Source organism: Paenibacillus sp. LK1 (assembly GCF_002750415.1).
Classification (GTDB): domain Bacteria; phylum Bacillota; class Bacilli; order Paenibacillales; family Paenibacillaceae; genus Paenibacillus; species Paenibacillus taichungensis.
On sequence record NZ_PEII01000001.1, the window covers coordinates 324,064 to 340,264 of the forward strand.

Consider the following 16,201-nt stretch of genomic DNA (forward strand, 5'->3'; position numbering starts at 1 on the left):
TCCATTTGCGAAGGTACTACAACAAACAAAAGAGCAGCCTATACATCAGGCCGCTCTCCACCTACATAATCTATTACTATCTTAAATAATGCATTTACTTCGCACCACTACTCCATACCACTCTCTCACTCATTGCCTTATGCTGCGCAATCAAGCAGAGTTCTGCCGCCTTAAACGCATGCTCTTGTGTCATCGCGATTTCTGTTCGATCGAGACAGTCCCGGATCAGTTCACCGAAGAATGGATAACCTACCTGTCCTTTGACGCTATAACGGTATTCCCCTTCATGGTTAACCAGGTATACCTGATCGCCTTCAGGCTCTCTCGCCACGTCGATATACTTACGCAGTTCAATGTATCCGTCCGTTCCCAAAATAACCGTTCGCCCATCGCCCCAGGTACCCAGACCATCCGGTGTAAACCAGTCAACGCGGAAGTAACCTGAAGCCCCGTTGTTGCCGATGAGTGATGCTTCGCCAAAGTCCTCCAGTTCCGGAAATTGTGGATGATTGAAGTTGTTCACCCGACTGAACGCCACTTCTGCATCCGTACATGAAGCAAAGGTCAGAAACTGCTCGATCTGATGACTTCCAATATCACAGAGGATGCCACCATACTTTTCATGCTGGAAGAACCATTCAGGCCGACCACCCGCATTCAATCGATGCGGCCCTGTCCCCATAACCTGTACAACTTTGCCGATGGCTCCCTGTTCGATCAGTTGTCCGGCATAGATTGCACTTTCCACGTGCAGACGCTCACTGTAATAGACCATATACTTCTTCCCAGTGCGTTTAACCTCTTCACGTGCAAGAGACAGTTGATCCAGTGTCGTGAACGGTGCTTTGTCCGTAAAATAATCCTTGCCTGCAGCCATGACTCTCATGCCGAGTGGCGCACGTTCCGATGTAATGGCTGCTCCGGCTACGAGCTGCACTTCATCGTCAGCAAGTACCTCCGCTTCAGATGCCGCGATCTGTGCCTGTGGGAACTGTTTCCGAAAGGCCTCGACTTTAGCCGGGTCAGGATCATATACCCATTTGAGCGTTGCCCCAGCCTCCACCAGCCCACCAACCATACCGTAGATATGTCCATGGTCCAACGCCACAGCAGCAATGGTAAACTCACCTGGACCGCATACGACCTCTTTTTTCAGACTCTTTGGAGCATAGAACATTCCGTCTTTTGCCATGTCTTCTCCGTCCTTCCGTCTGGGATTCGTGAATAACCAGCTACACAATTACCTTACTTAAATGTCTGTGACAGATCGGCAGGTTGACTACCACTCTCTGCCTTGTCTTTCTTTGTATTTGAACTGGCAATCCGCTGCTGCAAATGCTCATAGAACAAATCCTCATCGATCGGCAGATCTACCCAGTTATCCGTCCAGGTTGACAGCAGCATAGCATTAGACAAAGTCAAACCATGGATACCCTCTTCACCGGGAGCAATAAGCGGAGTCCCGTTCAGGATGGCATCGATCCAGTTGCGAATCAGGCCAGGATGTCCGGTTTCCACACCCGTAATTGGCACCTCGCATTTCCAGCATTCTGGCTGTCCAAATCCTCCGGTAAATCTCTGATTGAATTCAGGTTCGGGTTCACGAAGACGCCAGAAGGTCAACTGACCATCTTCAATGACAATTTTGCCTCGATCCCCATTGACTTCAAATCGGTTGGTGCCTGGTGCTTCACCCGTTGTGGTCACGAATACACCTGTTGCTCCATTTTCATACTCGACATATGCCGTTACATCATCTTCCACTTCAATGTTCCGGTATTTGCCGAATGAACAGAAGGCACGCATACGCACCGGCATCATGCCGATGGTCCATTGCCACAAGTCCAGTTGATGAGGGTCCTGGTTGATCAGGACACCGCCTCCTTCACCAGCCCACGTTGCCCGCCATCCGCCTGAATCATAATAGCTCTGAGAGCGATACCAGTTCGTAATAATCCAGTTGGTGCGTCGTACCTCGCCCAGTTCTCCCGAGGCAATCAGATCTTTTAGTTTGATATATAAAGGGTTGGTTCGCTGGTTATACATCATGGAAAACACTTTGCCGCTGGCAGCAGCCGCTTCATTCATCTTGCGTACCTGTTTGGTGTATACACCGGCAGGTTTCTCGATCATGACATGCAAGCCATACTGAAAAGCCTGAATGGCCTTTTCGGGATGGTCATAATGCGGAGTTGCTATAATTACCGCATCAATCGTCCCTGATGACATCATCTGCTCCGCATCCTGCCAATAGGTGACTGAAGCCGGAAGGTTGCTGGATACCCAGCTCTCCATTTCTTGTCTCACATCACACACAGCCACCAGTTCTGCACCAGGTACTTCACCTGCTACCAACGTTCTGGCATGGGCTGCACCCATATTCCCAATTCCAATGACGGCTACTCGAACCAAACTCATACCTCTACCTCCTCGTCCACACGACGTTCAATTTCGGCAAAAACATCTGCAAAATGCTGTAGCATCGCCTTCGATTCCAAGACTCCGCTAAAATCCTCAATCCCGTAATAACCATCATATCCAACGGATTTGAGGTCACGGAATACTTGCAACCAGTTCACCACGCCTTCAGTCAAGGGGGCCCACTGACAATGCCAGTTTGATGTTAACGAGATTTCTGTATTTTTTTCATTCACACTGGAATTCGAATTCATGTTAGATGCATCCTTGAACCAGGCCGCATTCTTCACATGCACATGTGCCAGATAAGGTCCCAGTAATTCCAGTCCCATACGATGGTTCTCATATCCTTCATGGACCATGTTACCTGGATCGTACAATACTCCTACATGCTGTGAATCCAGCGATTGCACGAGCCGATAAGCCAGTGATGCAGTGGGAGCAATCGTTTGGTGATGAGTCTCTACTACAGCTTTTACCTTATACTGTTGGGCCATCTCTTGAACCTCATTCAGATAATGCACAGCTTGTTTGTATAATTCAGGATAGCTGGTTTTGCGATCATAACCAGGAACTCCAACACGCATCATGGATGCTCCTAAGGCTTGTGCCGTTTGAAATGCTTGCTCCGTCGCAAGCAGATCTCCACAGCTCAGATATGGCACCAATGCAATCGACTGTCTGCCATGCTTTTTTGCCGCTTCACGAAATGCAGGTACCTGTTCCTCCCATTGATCCGGATCTATCGAGCAACGATTATGTCTCCAATAAGAAGGTTCTTCGGACAAAGCATCCGCCGGTATTCCACGATATCTCCATTCGATCCCTTCAATGCCTGCTGCGGCTGCAGCAGAAGCCAATTCTTCTGCGGTCAAGTCCGGTGTGGCAACAGTGAATACAGACAATTTCATCAACATTCATCTCCTTATGTAAACGTATTCAATTTATTGTTGTAAACGCATTGTATCATTCATACGAAGGCCTCCATAGGGGGCAACGAGAAGAGATGAATGACAGATAAACAGCAGACCATATTCCCCATTCAGAGATAACTTGCAAGTTCCCTTTTGAATGCATACATAGCAAAAAGCACCCCGAATAACAGAAGATCCTTCTGATTCGAGATGCCTGGTTTGCAACTTCTATTTTACATCATAAAAAACATGTTCCGCCTGCAACTTCCCTAAATGTGTCGTCATGATACCAAAAGAATATTGGGGCTGAAAGCGCCGATCCGTAGGAGAGCCCGGATTAAATATCAGCACATCATTGACCGTATGCATCACTGGAATGTGCGAATGTCCAAAAATCACAGCATCCACCTGCTGTCCTGCAAAAGTGTGGATCGCATTCTGCTCTGTAGACTTCGATCCCAGATGACCATGTACAAGACCAAGACGTAAACTGTCCGCTTCAACGATGCGGGAGAACCCGAGTTTTTGACCTATTTCAGGCGGGTCCGTATTACCGGCAACACCTTCAACGGGTGCATAAGCGCTGAGCAGCTTGTGTACACTCCAGTCCGACCAATCTCCCGCATGGAGAATCAGATCAGCATCTGATAGCGCCTCAACCAAGGGATCGGGTAATTTACGTGCTCTTCGAGGTAAATGAGTGTCCGAGATGACAATAATTTTCATAGTACAGCACACCTTCCCTTTCCCTTACATTACGCTTTATTCGGCATGTGTTGGAAGAACTTCAAGTTGGGAACAGGAACGCTCCATATCTTCAAGGGTAATGGATGCGAAAAACTGTTCCACCTTTGCTTCGGCAACCTGATACAAATTGGTCAGAAGGCTATCAATACGAAGGCCAACATCACAATTCGGATTACAGTTACCGTGAATCGGAAACAATGGGCCTTCATCCTTGGCAGCCTGATAGATCATGGCTAATGTGATTTCGCTTGAGGGCTTGGCGAGGTAAAATCCTCTCGTTCCCGGTGAGGAGTCCACAAGTCCTGCCTTTTTCAACCCGCCCAGAATACGTCTGACCACAACAGGGTTGGTATTCACGCTACCTGCAATCAGTGCCGAAGTGATTCGTTCAGGCGCGCTGAAAGACAACAACAACAAACAATGCACACTGACCGAAAAATGAGTACTCATGATTAACCACCTTTTATTTGAGCATTATAATGCTGATTTTATATCATCCCAGATGTGCAGACTTACTCGGAGAACAGGTCCTGTTCAGGGCGTGCCCGGATTTTTAACTGCCGAACGCTGTACTCCAATTGTTTCACAATATCATCCAGTTGTTTGCGATCAATCTTCGTTGGATCTTCCACTGGCTTCGCCGACGACTTCAGATCCCGAATCGTTAACTGCTGCTCTTGCCACTTGTCCATCAGATCCGCTATATTGGCATAGAAACGTTCGTAATCTTTAATAACCAAATCTAGATAGGCATCCACCTCATCCGGATCATAACCACGAAGTTTATAGTTGAATTGTTTTTCATGAATCGATAAAGCGTCGAGCTGCACGCCCAATTGCTTGAACAATTGTCTTTGTTTGTCCAATCTTCGTTTCATATGCTCATCCATATTGACAACCCTCCATTATCAAACGCGCCGCGGTAAGCACAAGAAGATCTTCGATACCGCCGCATTTTCTCTCTATATTTTTTATAACACATTATCCGTCAGATATAAAATCGAACGACCCTCTTTACACATGAAACTGATTGCTTCTTATGAAATTCGGGTAAGGACTGACTACAACCCCATTGCGGGAAAGGAGCATGTCCTTATGAGTACATTAACCAAAGATCAACTTCAAGAGCTGAAAAACGCTCTTTTGGAACAACGTGAAAACCTACAGCGTCATTTTGAATCCAGCATGGAAGACGGTGCTCCAGCCGAGTCCCTGAAAGATTCAACTGGCGAGCTGTCATCATACGATAATCACCCAGCAGATGCTGGTACGGAGACGTTTGAGCGAAGCCGTGACTTGGCGATAGATGATACGTTAACCGACGAGTTCAACCAGGTGAATGAAGCGTTGGAGCGAATCGAACAGGGAACGTATGGCTCATGTGTGACCTGTGGTAAGGATATTCCCTTTGAACGACTCGAAGCGATCCCTTACACAGCCTACTGTATCGATGATACGCCTAACCGCGAGTTAAGCAACGAACGGCCCGTTGAGGAGGAAGTCATGACGATGCCGCCAAGCGGTGCCGGTGAAGTAAGACAGCGCAATGCTGGCAAGTTCGATAACGCTGACGCCTGGGAAGCCGTCGAGGAATATGGCACATCGAACTCCCCCGCAACTGCAGCCAAACGTGACGTGAAAGATTATGATGAAAACATGTAGTTTATGAACGAATTAAGGTCGTTTACGCTTAGATAGGTACATGTCTTTCACCATGCCAAATTACGCATGAAAAAGCCGCCAATGGCGGCTTTTTTTCTTGGTCCAGCATATCATCTTTACACAGACGGAACTTCAATAAAGCCGATGAATATGCTTCGGTTAATCTTCCGCCTGACCACCAGACGAGGATTCCTTCTGCTTTTTAGCAGGTCTTGACGTTTTCGCAACAGACTTGCCCTTATCGGGTGAAGCTTTCTTTTTCAATTTCCCAGTGGTTCCCGAAGCAGGCTTATTCACCGTATCTTTGGATAGGGAACTGAATAAATGAAAGACCTCTTGGTCCGCATCATGCCTGTCTTTCGTTAAATAGGGTTCACACATCTTCGTAATGTTGTTGTACAACTGCTCTACTTCTTCCCGGCTAGCATACAACGTCATATCTGAGATAAACATACGGTCCCCGTTTTCCGCCTGATTCATGAATCGCCGACGGCTCTGCTCAAACATTTCATTTAACAATTTGAAGGTTTCGGAACGAAATACCTCCTTCAAAGGTGAATTCTCTTCATCTTCGTTACGGAGCTGGATTTCTCCCTTGAAGGGCTCATAATATTTGGCGATGATTCCATTAATTTCACGAGTGGATACGATGGTGAGCAGACCGATTTTTTCCAGTTTTTTCACATGATAATGTACCTTGGCTGGCACTTCGCCCATCTGGTCTGCGATCTCTTTAACCGTAGAGGGTCTACCCTGTTTATTAAACATATTCATGATCTGTATCCGATACGGATCGGAGTAGACCTTGATTTCTTCAATCGTTGAAAGTACTTTGCGCTGCATACCTGTATCCTCATTTCCGGGGTACCTGTTGCCCATCATGTGTATATTATACCGTCCGAACAGGGTTTCGGTCAAAACAGACTGAAGATAACAGGCTTCCTGAAGCCTTTTTATAGAACGGTGCGGAAAGTCTTGCTCAGAAGTACCAAAGCGGCTGACATAGCAAGCAAAACACCAAACACGATAAACAGAATCGGCAATGCCACCCAATCGGCAAGGGCTCCTGAAACCAAGCTGCCTAATGGAGCAACACTCACAACGAGCATACTTTGAAGGGCATACACTCTGCCAAGCATATCGGAAGGCGTAACTTCCATCAGATAGGACGCAAGGGGTGTTGTAGCGAGTGGAATCCCCATGCCCATCATCAGACAAAAGGCAGAAGCAACAGGCAGCTGGTAGGACGTCATGTAAGCCGGGATTGCAGTCATGGCATAACTGAGCCCCAACATGACAATGCCGACGATGACCAGTACACTTTTACGGTAATTCGATCCTCGGTGAGACAGCCACAAGCCACTCAGTAGCATGCCTGCCACAATCAGCCCACTGAGTAGACTTAACCCTCCTGCTCCGGCGTGCAACGTTTCAATGACATATGGCGTGCGAAGAACATTGAATGGCATCAGACAGAAATTAACGAAGGCAAACAGAATGGAAACGATCAGTAACAACACATGTTTACGCATAAAATGAAAGGCTTCTGTCATTTCAGAAAATATACTTTTTCTTACTGGAGGAGAATCAGATGATTCTAATGTTTTATTTTCATTGTTAGATGATTTTTTAGTTTTCGGGTACCCCACACGGCTCATCAGGAGTGCACTTAAAGCAAACAAGCCCGCATCGATCAATATCGTCCATGTAATCCCTGCCGTTGCAATTAACGTTCCCGCCACTGCAAGTCCTGCGAGTTCTGCAACCCGGGTTGCAGATGAGGCCATGGCATTACCAGACAGCAGCATCGATTTGGGAAGTAATCGCGGTATACTGGATACCTCTGCGGGTGACGCGAAACATTCCAGAAGGGAATTCAAAATGGTGATGACGAACAGATGCCAGACTTGCAGCTCACCCAGACCAAACAATAGTGCTGTAATGCCAACAAATAATCCTCGACCAGTATTCGTGAGCACAATCACCTTTTTGGGCGACATGCGATCAACCAGTGCGCCGACAAACAGCCCCAGAAAGATACTCGGCAAAAAGTTAACAGCCAGCAGTGTTCCCATTAGCAGCTTTGAACCTGTAAGAATGTACACCATCCAGCTATAGGCAATGGAATCAATCGAATCGCCGAATCTGGATACTACCTTGCTCACCATAAACTGCACATATGGTTTAATCCGAATTAATTCCCCGATCCCTTGTTTGTGTGCGACTGTACCTTCGCTCATGATTACTCCGCCTCTCAACGTGAAAATATTTTTAATGTTAATTTTATTTTAACGTATGATATGCGAAAATCAACCCTTTCGTGAAAATATTTTTAACGTTGTGTATATCCCTATAAAATACAAAAAAACAGACCGAAGGGTCTGTTCTCTTTGCACCAATATTTGCTGCTTTGATTCGTAATTCATGTACTAGTCCTCAGTCTTGAATTGAAATCCAATACTCTCTTCATCCGCCTCCAGCATCAACTGGTACACCTTCTCTGCCTCACTACCCAGCCGTTCCTTGCTGATCTGGTAGTTCGTCCAGATTAATTCAAGCGGCAGCTCAATCATGCCTGTAAGGCAGTCCCACAAGGCGTCCAGATTTGCACCGTAAAAGTCTGGCAGTTCAAGCTTTTGCTTCAATAGCTCATGTAACTCTGTTGTGCTGTAAAAGTCCTCACCGTTAAGTACTACCCTCTTCATGTCTGTCTTGTCCTTCCTTATTTCAAGCGAGTAAAGGATGCATAGTGGTCTGTCGTTTTGTAAATCAAGCCGTCATTGGAGTACAGGATACGGTCAGAATTACGGAAACCGGAAGTGTAGTTGATATCCGCTTCACGCCAAGTGCGGCCACTCGCTGCTGGAAGCAAGCCTTCCCGGTTGCTAAATACGTCTCCACCGATACTTTTGCCTGGAGCAACCGTAGCGAGATTACCTTGCGACGATACCCAGCCTAGTGCCGTTGCCTGTGCTTTGGTAATGTAGTTACATGGCAGTTGCCCGTTAGCGCTGAGATAGTTGGCCACACCAGTAAACGTATTGATAATGGTACACGTTGCAGCTGAAGCCTTCTGTTGTCCAACCGGAGCGATCTGTGAACCTGTGAAGAAAACAATCGTTAACATAACCGCTAGCAGAGCTGTAGACAAAAACTTTTTCATAAATCCAGCCTCCCAATGACTCTAAAATGGATGAACGTTGCCACTATGTAAGTGATATGAGATGTGAATTCTGCCAGGATGTACGTTCTGCTAGATTATAGTGAACAAGCCATCTATTTACTATTTATATCACATCATTTTGGAGGAAATATCAAATTCAACCGTTATTATTGTAAAAATATATAAATATAACATTTAAATATAACAAAAGACTCACATCCCGCGGATGGAGTCTACCATTTCGATCATTTCTTATCATCTATCATGCTATCATGTTTGCTCTTGCTTTAATCTATAATTGCACCCGTTGACGGGTTCTTGCCGATTCCAGACATGCATCAATAACACGCATATTCTGAATGGTATTTTGCGGACTAAACGGTAACGCTTTTCCTTCAAGCACTGCGGCTGCAAAGGTCTCCACCTGCAAAACGTAGGAGTTGGACACCGATACACGTTCCTCACGGCTGACGGAATCGGTGTGCACGATAATCTGTGGTGGAATATCACTGTTCTCCCAGCCGAACACCTTGGGCAGTTCAATCCGACCATCGGTACCAAGTATCTCCATCTCGGCTCGTCCAGAAGCCCACATTCCGCAGTCAAACGTTAATGATACTGAATTGGGAAACTCCACAAGTCCTGAGGCCATCATATCGACGCCATCATGTTCTTCCGAGAATAGTGCATGTACCGTTACCGCTTCCGGCTCCTGCCCCAGATACATGCGAGCTGCCGAGATAGGATATACGCCAAGATCAAATAATGATCCTCCGCCCATCTCCCTTTTGAACCTTACATTATCTTTATCGTCAGCAGTATTACAGGTGAAATTGCCATGGAGGGCTCTGACCGTACCAATCTCCCCACTGGCTATAATCTCTTGCACACGTCTATGCTTCGGATGGTATCGATACATAATGGCTTCTGCAAACAGTACGCCGTGCTGTTGACATACCTCAATCATTTCCGCCGCTTCCTCTGAATTCAGAGCAGCTGGTTTCTCACATAATACATGTTTTCCAGCCTGAGCAGCCTTAATTGTCCACTCCTTGTGCATGTGGTTCGGCAGAGGAATATACACAGCTTCAATATCCGGGTCCGCAATGAGTTCATCATAACTACCATACGCTCTGGCAATGTCGAGTTCATTCGCAAGGGCTTCCGCCTTCTCCTTGCTGCGGCTGGCAATCGCCAAGACTTCACCACGTTCGGATTGTTGAATCGCCGGAATGACTGCATTTTTCGCGATTGTAGATGTACCAAGTACACCCCACTGTAAGTGTCTGTGCATGCTTATCTTCCTTTCACTCCGTAATTGTCCTCTTCTGCCTTGTGTAACATGCCGAGACAACGATCGAGATCGGCTTTAACCTGTTTTTTATATAATTCAGCTTTCTCCGCACCATCATCCGTGAAGTGATATAAAACGATTTCCTGAAAATCGACTTTGGGATCACTGCCCTTCAGCTTCTTCGTACGATAAAAGACACCCTGTTGAACCAATTCATGCAGCGCCCGGTATATCTCGCTCTGGGGTGGTACATAACCGTAGGCTTTGAATTCCTGCTTCATTGCCTCCAGCATTTCATAGCCGTATCCCCTATGCTGTTCAACCATGGTAATCAGATACAGCTTAATAAATGCCCGCTGCGCAATCATAAAAGCCACGTTCATTCCCCTCCTGTCAGCTCTATATATCTAGTATTATAAAACTTATGTTCCCCTTCTGCCATCTTTATCCGTATTTCTTCCTTTAGTCCATGGGCGTTGGAAGGCAAGAAGGAGAAATGATGGATAGGCAGGAACGTAAGGTAGAGCGAGAATTTGGGTTTTCTATTATGAATTTTTCATGTAATGAAATTTTAAAATTTATTTCAAAAGTGTTCGTCGTGTTATTGGCGTCACTTTTTGTCAGGTTGTTGCCTTCATTTTTTTTGCCCTAAACTCACTGTTGTTCTGAATTTTTCATATGATGATGTATTCACCTGTTAATCAGGTTTGGACTTCGGTACGGTTCCCACAATCCACTTGCCCCAGCTTACGCGAGAGATGAGCCATGTAAGTACACAGGATAACGTAAGCGCCAGCAGCCAAGTGATGATTGTACGCACTACGGGGTTTAAACCCAATGCCACATAAAACTGTTCATCCGGAATGTAGCTGTAGCGCAACATCAGCATGTGCATCAGGTAGCCCCCGTATGACACCCCGCCAATCCATGCCAGCAATCTTGTTACTCTGATATTGTGGAGCTTGCCAGCCAGGTGGTACATCACCATGATGGACGCAATGAGGAATAAAATCATATCCGGCCGGATGAGACTAACAGTATAGAACGTAATCTGTATGCCCTCCGGCTTCTGGAACTCTTGCATTAACTTATATATAAACCGAAGACCAAGGACTATAAACACGGTCCAATATCCCCAGCGCAAACGTTGAATCCACTCATTCCAGCGTTGAACCGATAGCCCGGCTGCCGCACCAAGCACAAAATAAAAAAAGAAATACAAAAAATTTCGATCGGCATAGGTTGTAAAGGCATCGGTCAGCACCGGGACATTCAACCATTCCATAACCCTGGCGATATTTCGCAATTGATCCGCGAGCACAAGGTACACCACACCGGAAATCAGAAGAGCTATTGTGCGCCCCTTCGCCTCATATCGGTTATAAACATAACGGATTGCTCGCAAAAACAGGGGAAACAACAGATAAAACTGAATAAGCATAATAATGTACCAAAAATGCGAGGTCGTTTTACCCGTGATTAATTTCAAACCAAGGTCAGGGATATCCTGCCAACCAAATCCGTTCCAGCCGCGAGGCGCGAGTGTGAAGTAGATCAGTGACCAGATCATATAGGGGACGATGACATCGGTTAAACGCTTTTGCATGAAACGTCCATAATGCAACTTGTCTCCTGTATTATAGAAAAGCACCATACCTGTGATGAAAATAAACAGGGGTACTGCAAATTTGGACAGCATTAGCAGGATCGCGAGCAATACGCCGTCTTCCAGTCCCGCTTCTGGGACCACGGAATAATGTGCTATGGAGTGCTGAAGGACGACCGCCGCAAAAGCAATTCCCCTCAGACTCTCGATTTCTGTAATTCGTTCTTTACGAGGCATAACAGACAGCCTCCTTTCTTGGTTTTGCCATGAAAACGACGTACAATAAAGCCATATATTGATGAACGGGGTGATTCACATCTCAGATACAGACCAAAGCATAACTACCATTGACTCCAAATATGTACAACAGCATCTGGCCAACGAGCGGACCTTTTTGGCCTGGGTTCGTACCGGCATTGCCATGGTTGGCATTGGCTTTCTTGCAGCCGGCTTCGGCTTCAGTTCAACGGCATATGATCGGATGGCCCATATCGCAGCAATCATCATTGGTATTACTTCCTTGGTCAGTGGTATTCTGATCATCCTGTGCTCTGCTTCCGCTTATCACCGAAAACGCAATCAGATTAATTCACAAACATTCCAGGCATCCACGAAATTGATTCGGTTCCTGACGCTGATGCTGCTGGTGATCGGACTGGCCCTGGCCGTATTACTGTATGTATTGTTATTCCCTGCCTGGCAGGTTTAACACCTGAACCTTGCTACAGCAGGAAGTTAAAACAGGGACAAAAGCCGGCTTCCTCTAAAGGAAACCGGCTGATGACCACCTGGTGGCTCACTTATGTCATTCCAGTTGAAGATTCCTGTCTTTACTGAACCGATTTATTATAGAAAAGTATTGTTGCCAAGTCGAGCGGCCTTATCCCGAGCTTCCAATCTTTGATTTTCCATATCGAGATCCGTGCGCTCAACCGTAACATCATCCCGATTGACATCGATTCTGTCCCGGTTCACATAACTGTTACTGCTAAACACGTCATAAACATCCGTGTCCCGATCCGTAGAGTCCACGAGTAGCAGGATTTTACCACTTTGCACGTATTCCTCATACTGTCTTGCATCCTCTTCCGGAATGCCGAGACCCACGAGTCCACCTACAAGTCCGCCTGCTCCTGCACCTACAGCTGCACCCGTAAAGGCTGCGGCAATAGGGCCTGCGGCCAGAATAGGACCGATGCCCGGAATCGCCAATGCGCCAATACCAGCGAGCAATCCAGCTACTCCACCTAGCACTCCGCCTGTTGCCGCACCTGCAGCTACACCTTCGGGCGCTTTTGTACCCGTCTCTTCGCGAATAGCTTTCAGTTCATCCCGATCCTGTGTAACTACCGAGATTTCATCTGAAGTAAATCCTTGCGCTTTCAGTCCCTCGATTGCGGAAGATGCCTCACGTTCTGTATTAAACACACCTACGATTTTCTTCTGCATAGTGAATCCCTCCTCATCTAATTGAGTGGTTCGCTATGTTATTACCCGCCTTGTTTTCTTTCAAACCCTTCCACCGCAATATCATATCCTTAAAGGACTAGGAGAATGACCGACCATTGATATGCAGCGGGTCACCGCGTTAGGGCCTGCACGTGGTTCGTTAGTACTCAAGACACAAATCCGCCGATCGCATACTCGCCCACTCAGAGCACGTTCAGACCCAACTCTCAGACCGAGGCTGGAAAACACATTCTAGCTAAATTCGTGGTTTAGCCCGGTTAGTCGCTATCGCTTCGAGCGGATCATCCGGCCAATAATGTTTGGGATAACGACCTTTCAAGTCTTTCTTCACCTCAAAATAAGTCTCCCGCCAAAAGTTGGCCAGATCTCGTGTGACCTGTACAGGCCGCTGCGCCGGGGAAAGCAAATGTATGGTCAGTGGTACTCGACCACCACCAATACGCGGGGTCTCCTGCTGTCCAAACATCTCCTGCAGTCTCACCGCGAGCGTAGGATCTTCAGGTCGGCTATAGTCCACCGGAATATGTGAACCACTAGGCACTTGTATATGTGTAGGAGCTTCACGATCCAATTGCTGTCGCTGTTCCCAGCTCAGTCCGCCGAGCAGCACATCCTGCATCGACAATCTCTTGAGATCCGCAGCAGATCGCATGCCTGTCAGAAAAGGGCTGAGATGTTCTGCCAGTTCTTCGGTCAGATGATCTTCGATGAGATCAGGCCATTCCGGCACATGATGATGCAAAAAGCGCATCCTGTCCGCCAGCTGTCGTGATGATTTTGTCCAGGGCAGGCAATCCAGCCCCTCGATACGTATTCCTGAGAGTAATGCTTCGAGCACCTGGTCTTCGGGTGGCTGTGCAATACTGCTCTCTTTCAACGTAATGGCTCCAATTTGCAGCCTTCTATGTGCTCGCACACTGCGGGTGTTTCGGTCCCAGGCCACTTGAACTTCTTCATGCAACAGATGTGGACCCAAGTCCAGCAATCTCTTCTCCTGCACTGGCGCAGCCAGCAGGATGCGCGCATCCGCGCCCTGGTCGTCGGCTTCGGCTGCGACCAGATAGGCTGAACGGCTCAGCGATTCTGTCGCTGCGAGCCGTACCCCACGGCCGCTGCTCAGCAGATAGCGGCCGTCCTCCCGGCGTTGCCCAATCCGGTCCGGATAAGCGAAGGACAGCAGCCATCCGCAGCTGTCCTCATCCGGCCGTCCCGGATCGGCCGCCGGGCCGAGCGCCGAGCGCAGCTGGCGGCTTTCCTGGAGCATGCGCCGCACGGCAGCGACGTCTGCGACATACGCTGCCGCTTGCGGCATGCCGCTGCTGTCCGCAGTCAGCAGCGCTTCCACGCGCGGGCGCAGATCGGTGCCCGCGCCTGCACTGCCACTGCTGCGGAGGCCCGCAGGCTCCTGCAGCAGTGCCGCCAGCATGCTGGCGTAGCTGGCCAGCCCGAGCTCCGCCGCGCGGAGCAGCATGCTGGCCAGTCGCGGATGCACGCCAAGCGTGTTCATCCGCCGCCCGAAGGGCGTGATGCGGCCTGCTTCGTCCAGGCCGCCCAGCTGGCGCAGCAGCGCCTGTGCCTGGCCGTAGGCTGCGGCAGGCGGGGTGTCCAGCCACTGCAGCTCTGCAGGGGACTGGACACCCCAGGCGGCAAGCTCCAGCGCCAGCGGCGCAAGGTCCGCGGAGGCAATCTCCGGCTTTGCTGCCTCAGGCAGTACGCCATGGGCCTCTTCGCTCCATAGCCGGTAACACACGCCCGGTGCAATCCGCCCCGCGCGCCCTCGCCGCTGATCGGCTGACGCCTTGGACACCGGCAGGGTAACGAGCCGACTCATGCCGGTCCGCGGCGAGAATACAGACGCACGGCTCAGCCCTGCATCCACCACGACTTTAACTCCAGCCAAGGTAAGACTGGATTCGGCAATGGACGTGGACAGCACAACCTTCCGTTTACCTTCATCTGCGGGTCGCACAGCTTCATCCTGCCGTTCTACAGGCATGCTGCCATATAGAGCATGTACCTCAACATAAGCAGGAAGCATACGGTTGGACAGCTCTCGCTCTGTGCGATGGATTTCTTTTGCACCCGGTAGGAAAACCAGCACATCCCCTTCTTGTTCTGTCAGTGCCTTAACGACGGTCTGAGCCGTAAAAGTCTCGATCTGCTCGGATGCCGGTTTGGATACATATCGGGTTTCCACCGGAAACGTTCGTCCAGGACAGTCAATCCATTTGGTTCCCTCGCCAAGCAACGCACAGACAGGAGCCGGGTCCAGTGTGGCCGACATCACTAGAAGTTTCAGATCTGGACGCAGCATGGCCCGGGATTCAAGCGCAAGCGCTAAACCAAGGTCACCATGTAGATGCCGCTCATGAAATTCATCAAAGATAATCATCGCCGTGTCTTCCAGGCCCTGGTCTTGTTGAAGCATCCGGGTCAATACACCCTCCGTCACCACTTCTATGCGAGTGGACTGACTTACACGCGTATCCATCCGCACCCGATACCCTACGGTCTGTCCTGCTTTTTCACCTAGTGAAGCTGCCATTCGTGCAGCTGCCGAGCGAGCGGCGAGTCTGCGGGGCTCCAGCATAATGATTTTCCGTCCAGCAACCCATGGCTCCTCCAGAAGTGCCAGCGGGACTACGGTCGTTTTACCCGCACCCGGCTCCGCAATTAACACACCTGTATCCTTCTTCTGAAATAACAACCTCAGCTCAGGAATAATCTGTTGTATCGGTAAATCCGTCTTCATCTCATCTCTCCTAATTAATGTTCCACGTGTCTATTCGAATGTTAGCATTATAACAAAAAAAGCCGTTCCAGAGGAACGACTTCATAGATACATCCATTTTCAACATTTTACATCCTTCCATTTAACTTGTTCACGACGCTGATTGAAAGTCGCTCTATGGATGGATACAAAATGC

At 48.4% G+C, this 16,201-nt stretch carries 17 protein-coding genes; 2 read left to right on the forward strand and 15 right to left on the reverse strand.

Going from position 1 to position 16,201, the window contains the following annotated elements; genetic code table 11:
* Positions 1 to 94 precede the first annotated feature (94 nt).
* The 6 genes from CS562_RS01515 to CS562_RS01540 all read right to left on the reverse strand — a co-directional run bounded on the left by CS562_RS01515 (position 95) and on the right by CS562_RS01540 (position 4,969).
* Positions 95 to 1,192: a Gfo/Idh/MocA family protein gene (locus tag CS562_RS01515; protein WP_099853173.1), complete on the reverse strand. Its 1,098-nt coding sequence runs from the start codon at positions 1,190 to 1,192 to the stop codon at positions 95 to 97.
* A 53-nt stretch (positions 1,193 to 1,245) separates the two neighbouring features.
* On the reverse strand, positions 1,246 to 2,418 hold the full coding sequence (locus CS562_RS01520; protein ID WP_076289590.1) for a Gfo/Idh/MocA family protein: 1,173 nt from the start codon (positions 2,416 to 2,418) through the stop codon (positions 1,246 to 1,248).
* Positions 2,415 to 3,329 (reverse strand): sugar phosphate isomerase/epimerase family protein, encoded by a 915-nt coding sequence (locus tag CS562_RS01525; RefSeq protein WP_099853175.1) that lies wholly within the window; start codon positions 3,327 to 3,329, stop codon positions 2,415 to 2,417. Before CS562_RS01525 ends, CS562_RS01520 begins: the two co-directional genes overlap by 4 nt.
* A 231-nt stretch (positions 3,330 to 3,560) precedes the next feature.
* Positions 3,561 to 4,058: a metallophosphoesterase family protein gene (locus tag CS562_RS01530; RefSeq protein WP_099853178.1), complete on the reverse strand. Its 498-nt coding sequence runs from the start codon at positions 4,056 to 4,058 to the stop codon at positions 3,561 to 3,563.
* Between the two features lie 36 nt (positions 4,059 to 4,094).
* Positions 4,095 to 4,529, reverse strand: a complete 435-nt coding sequence (locus CS562_RS01535; protein ID WP_076289587.1) for an Rrf2 family transcriptional regulator — start codon at positions 4,527 to 4,529, stop codon at positions 4,095 to 4,097.
* Positions 4,530 to 4,591: 62 nt separating this feature from the next.
* Positions 4,592 to 4,969, reverse strand: a complete 378-nt coding sequence (locus CS562_RS01540; protein WP_024630343.1) for a DivIVA domain-containing protein — start codon at positions 4,967 to 4,969, stop codon at positions 4,592 to 4,594.
* 205 nt (positions 4,970 to 5,174) lie between these two features.
* On the opposite strand from CS562_RS01540, the gene CS562_RS01545 reads away from it, so the two are divergent.
* Entirely contained in the window at positions 5,175 to 5,741 is a 567-nt protein-coding gene (locus CS562_RS01545) for a TraR/DksA C4-type zinc finger protein (protein ID WP_076289586.1), read from the forward strand.
* A 159-nt stretch (positions 5,742 to 5,900) separates the two neighbouring features.
* Here the strand turns inward: CS562_RS01545 and CS562_RS01550 are convergent, their stop codons facing one another.
* The 7 genes from CS562_RS01550 to CS562_RS01580 form a co-directional block, all read right to left on the reverse strand.
* Complete coding sequence (locus CS562_RS01550) at positions 5,901 to 6,584, reverse strand: ArsR/SmtB family transcription factor (protein ID WP_076289585.1); 684 nt, start codon at positions 6,582 to 6,584, stop codon at positions 5,901 to 5,903.
* A gap of 110 nt (positions 6,585 to 6,694) precedes the next feature.
* Positions 6,695 to 7,981: an MFS transporter gene (locus CS562_RS01555; protein ID WP_099853181.1), complete on the reverse strand. Its 1,287-nt coding sequence runs from the start codon at positions 7,979 to 7,981 to the stop codon at positions 6,695 to 6,697.
* A gap of 189 nt (positions 7,982 to 8,170) precedes the next feature.
* Entirely contained in the window at positions 8,171 to 8,446 is a 276-nt protein-coding gene (locus tag CS562_RS01560) for a barstar family protein (protein ID WP_099853184.1), read from the reverse strand.
* Between the two features lie 17 nt (positions 8,447 to 8,463).
* Entirely contained in the window at positions 8,464 to 8,904 is a 441-nt protein-coding gene (locus CS562_RS01565) for a ribonuclease (RefSeq protein WP_090993640.1), read from the reverse strand.
* Positions 8,905 to 9,196: 292 nt separating this feature from the next.
* Entirely contained in the window at positions 9,197 to 10,198 is a 1,002-nt protein-coding gene (locus CS562_RS01570) for a Gfo/Idh/MocA family protein (RefSeq protein WP_099853186.1), read from the reverse strand.
* Between the two features lie 2 nt (positions 10,199 to 10,200).
* Positions 10,201 to 10,575, reverse strand: coding sequence for a replication termination protein (locus CS562_RS01575; protein ID WP_063563231.1), 375 nt, complete (start codon positions 10,573 to 10,575; stop codon positions 10,201 to 10,203).
* Positions 10,576 to 10,895: 320 nt separating this feature from the next.
* Entirely contained in the window at positions 10,896 to 12,041 is a 1,146-nt protein-coding gene (locus tag CS562_RS01580) for an acyltransferase (protein ID WP_099853189.1), read from the reverse strand.
* 70 nt (positions 12,042 to 12,111) lie between these two features.
* Here CS562_RS01580 and CS562_RS01585 point away from each other — a divergent pair, with 70 nt between their 5' ends.
* The gene (locus CS562_RS01585) at positions 12,112 to 12,513 is read left to right on the forward strand and encodes a YidH family protein (protein ID WP_257219296.1); all 402 of its coding nucleotides are present in this window, start codon (positions 12,112 to 12,114) and stop codon (positions 12,511 to 12,513) included.
* A 137-nt stretch (positions 12,514 to 12,650) separates the two neighbouring features.
* Here CS562_RS01585 and CS562_RS01590 read toward each other — a convergent pair whose 3' ends face one another.
* Positions 12,651 to 13,253, reverse strand: a complete 603-nt coding sequence (locus tag CS562_RS01590; protein ID WP_063563227.1) for a general stress protein — start codon at positions 13,251 to 13,253, stop codon at positions 12,651 to 12,653.
* Positions 13,254 to 13,509: 256 nt separating this feature from the next.
* Positions 13,510 to 16,026 (reverse strand): ATP-dependent helicase HrpB, encoded by a 2,517-nt coding sequence (gene hrpB / locus CS562_RS01595; RefSeq protein ID WP_099853192.1) that lies wholly within the window; start codon positions 16,024 to 16,026, stop codon positions 13,510 to 13,512.
* Positions 16,027 to 16,201: the final 175 nt, after the last annotated feature.

What these genes read in the sequence shown, in the direction of transcription:
- CS562_RS01515 (WP_099853173.1), bottom strand. Translation starts at nt 1,192, where the DNA reads ATGGCAAAAGACGGAATGTTCTATGCTCCAAAGAGTCTGAAAAAAGAG.
- CS562_RS01520 (WP_076289590.1), bottom strand. Translation starts at nt 2,418, where the DNA reads ATGAGTTTGGTTCGAGTAGCCGTCATTGGAATTGGGAATATGGGTGCA.
- CS562_RS01525 (WP_099853175.1), bottom strand. Translation starts at nt 3,329, where the DNA reads ATGAAATTGTCTGTATTCACTGTTGCCACACCGGACTTGACCGCAGAA.
- CS562_RS01530 (WP_099853178.1), bottom strand. Translation starts at nt 4,058, where the DNA reads ATGAAAATTATTGTCATCTCGGACACTCATTTACCTCGAAGAGCACGT.
- CS562_RS01535 (WP_076289587.1), bottom strand. Translation starts at nt 4,529, where the DNA reads ATGAGTACTCATTTTTCGGTCAGTGTGCATTGTTTGTTGTTGTTGTCT.
- CS562_RS01540 (WP_024630343.1), bottom strand. Translation starts at nt 4,969, where the DNA reads ATGGATGAGCATATGAAACGAAGATTGGACAAACAAAGACAATTGTTC.
- CS562_RS01545 (WP_076289586.1), top strand. Translation starts at nt 5,175, where the DNA reads ATGAGTACATTAACCAAAGATCAACTTCAAGAGCTGAAAAACGCTCTT.
- CS562_RS01550 (WP_076289585.1), bottom strand. Translation starts at nt 6,584, where the DNA reads ATGCAGCGCAAAGTACTTTCAACGATTGAAGAAATCAAGGTCTACTCC.
- CS562_RS01555 (WP_099853181.1), bottom strand. Translation starts at nt 7,981, where the DNA reads ATGAGCGAAGGTACAGTCGCACACAAACAAGGGATCGGGGAATTAATT.
- CS562_RS01560 (WP_099853184.1), bottom strand. Translation starts at nt 8,446, where the DNA reads ATGAAGAGGGTAGTACTTAACGGTGAGGACTTTTACAGCACAACAGAG.
- CS562_RS01565 (WP_090993640.1), bottom strand. Translation starts at nt 8,904, where the DNA reads ATGAAAAAGTTTTTGTCTACAGCTCTGCTAGCGGTTATGTTAACGATT.
- CS562_RS01570 (WP_099853186.1), bottom strand. Translation starts at nt 10,198, where the DNA reads ATGCACAGACACTTACAGTGGGGTGTACTTGGTACATCTACAATCGCG.
- CS562_RS01580 (WP_099853189.1), bottom strand. Translation starts at nt 12,041, where the DNA reads ATGCCTCGTAAAGAACGAATTACAGAAATCGAGAGTCTGAGGGGAATT.
- CS562_RS01590 (WP_063563227.1), bottom strand. Translation starts at nt 13,253, where the DNA reads ATGCAGAAGAAAATCGTAGGTGTGTTTAATACAGAACGTGAGGCATCT.
- hrpB (WP_099853192.1), bottom strand. Translation starts at nt 16,026, where the DNA reads ATGAAGACGGATTTACCGATACAACAGATTATTCCTGAGCTGAGGTTG.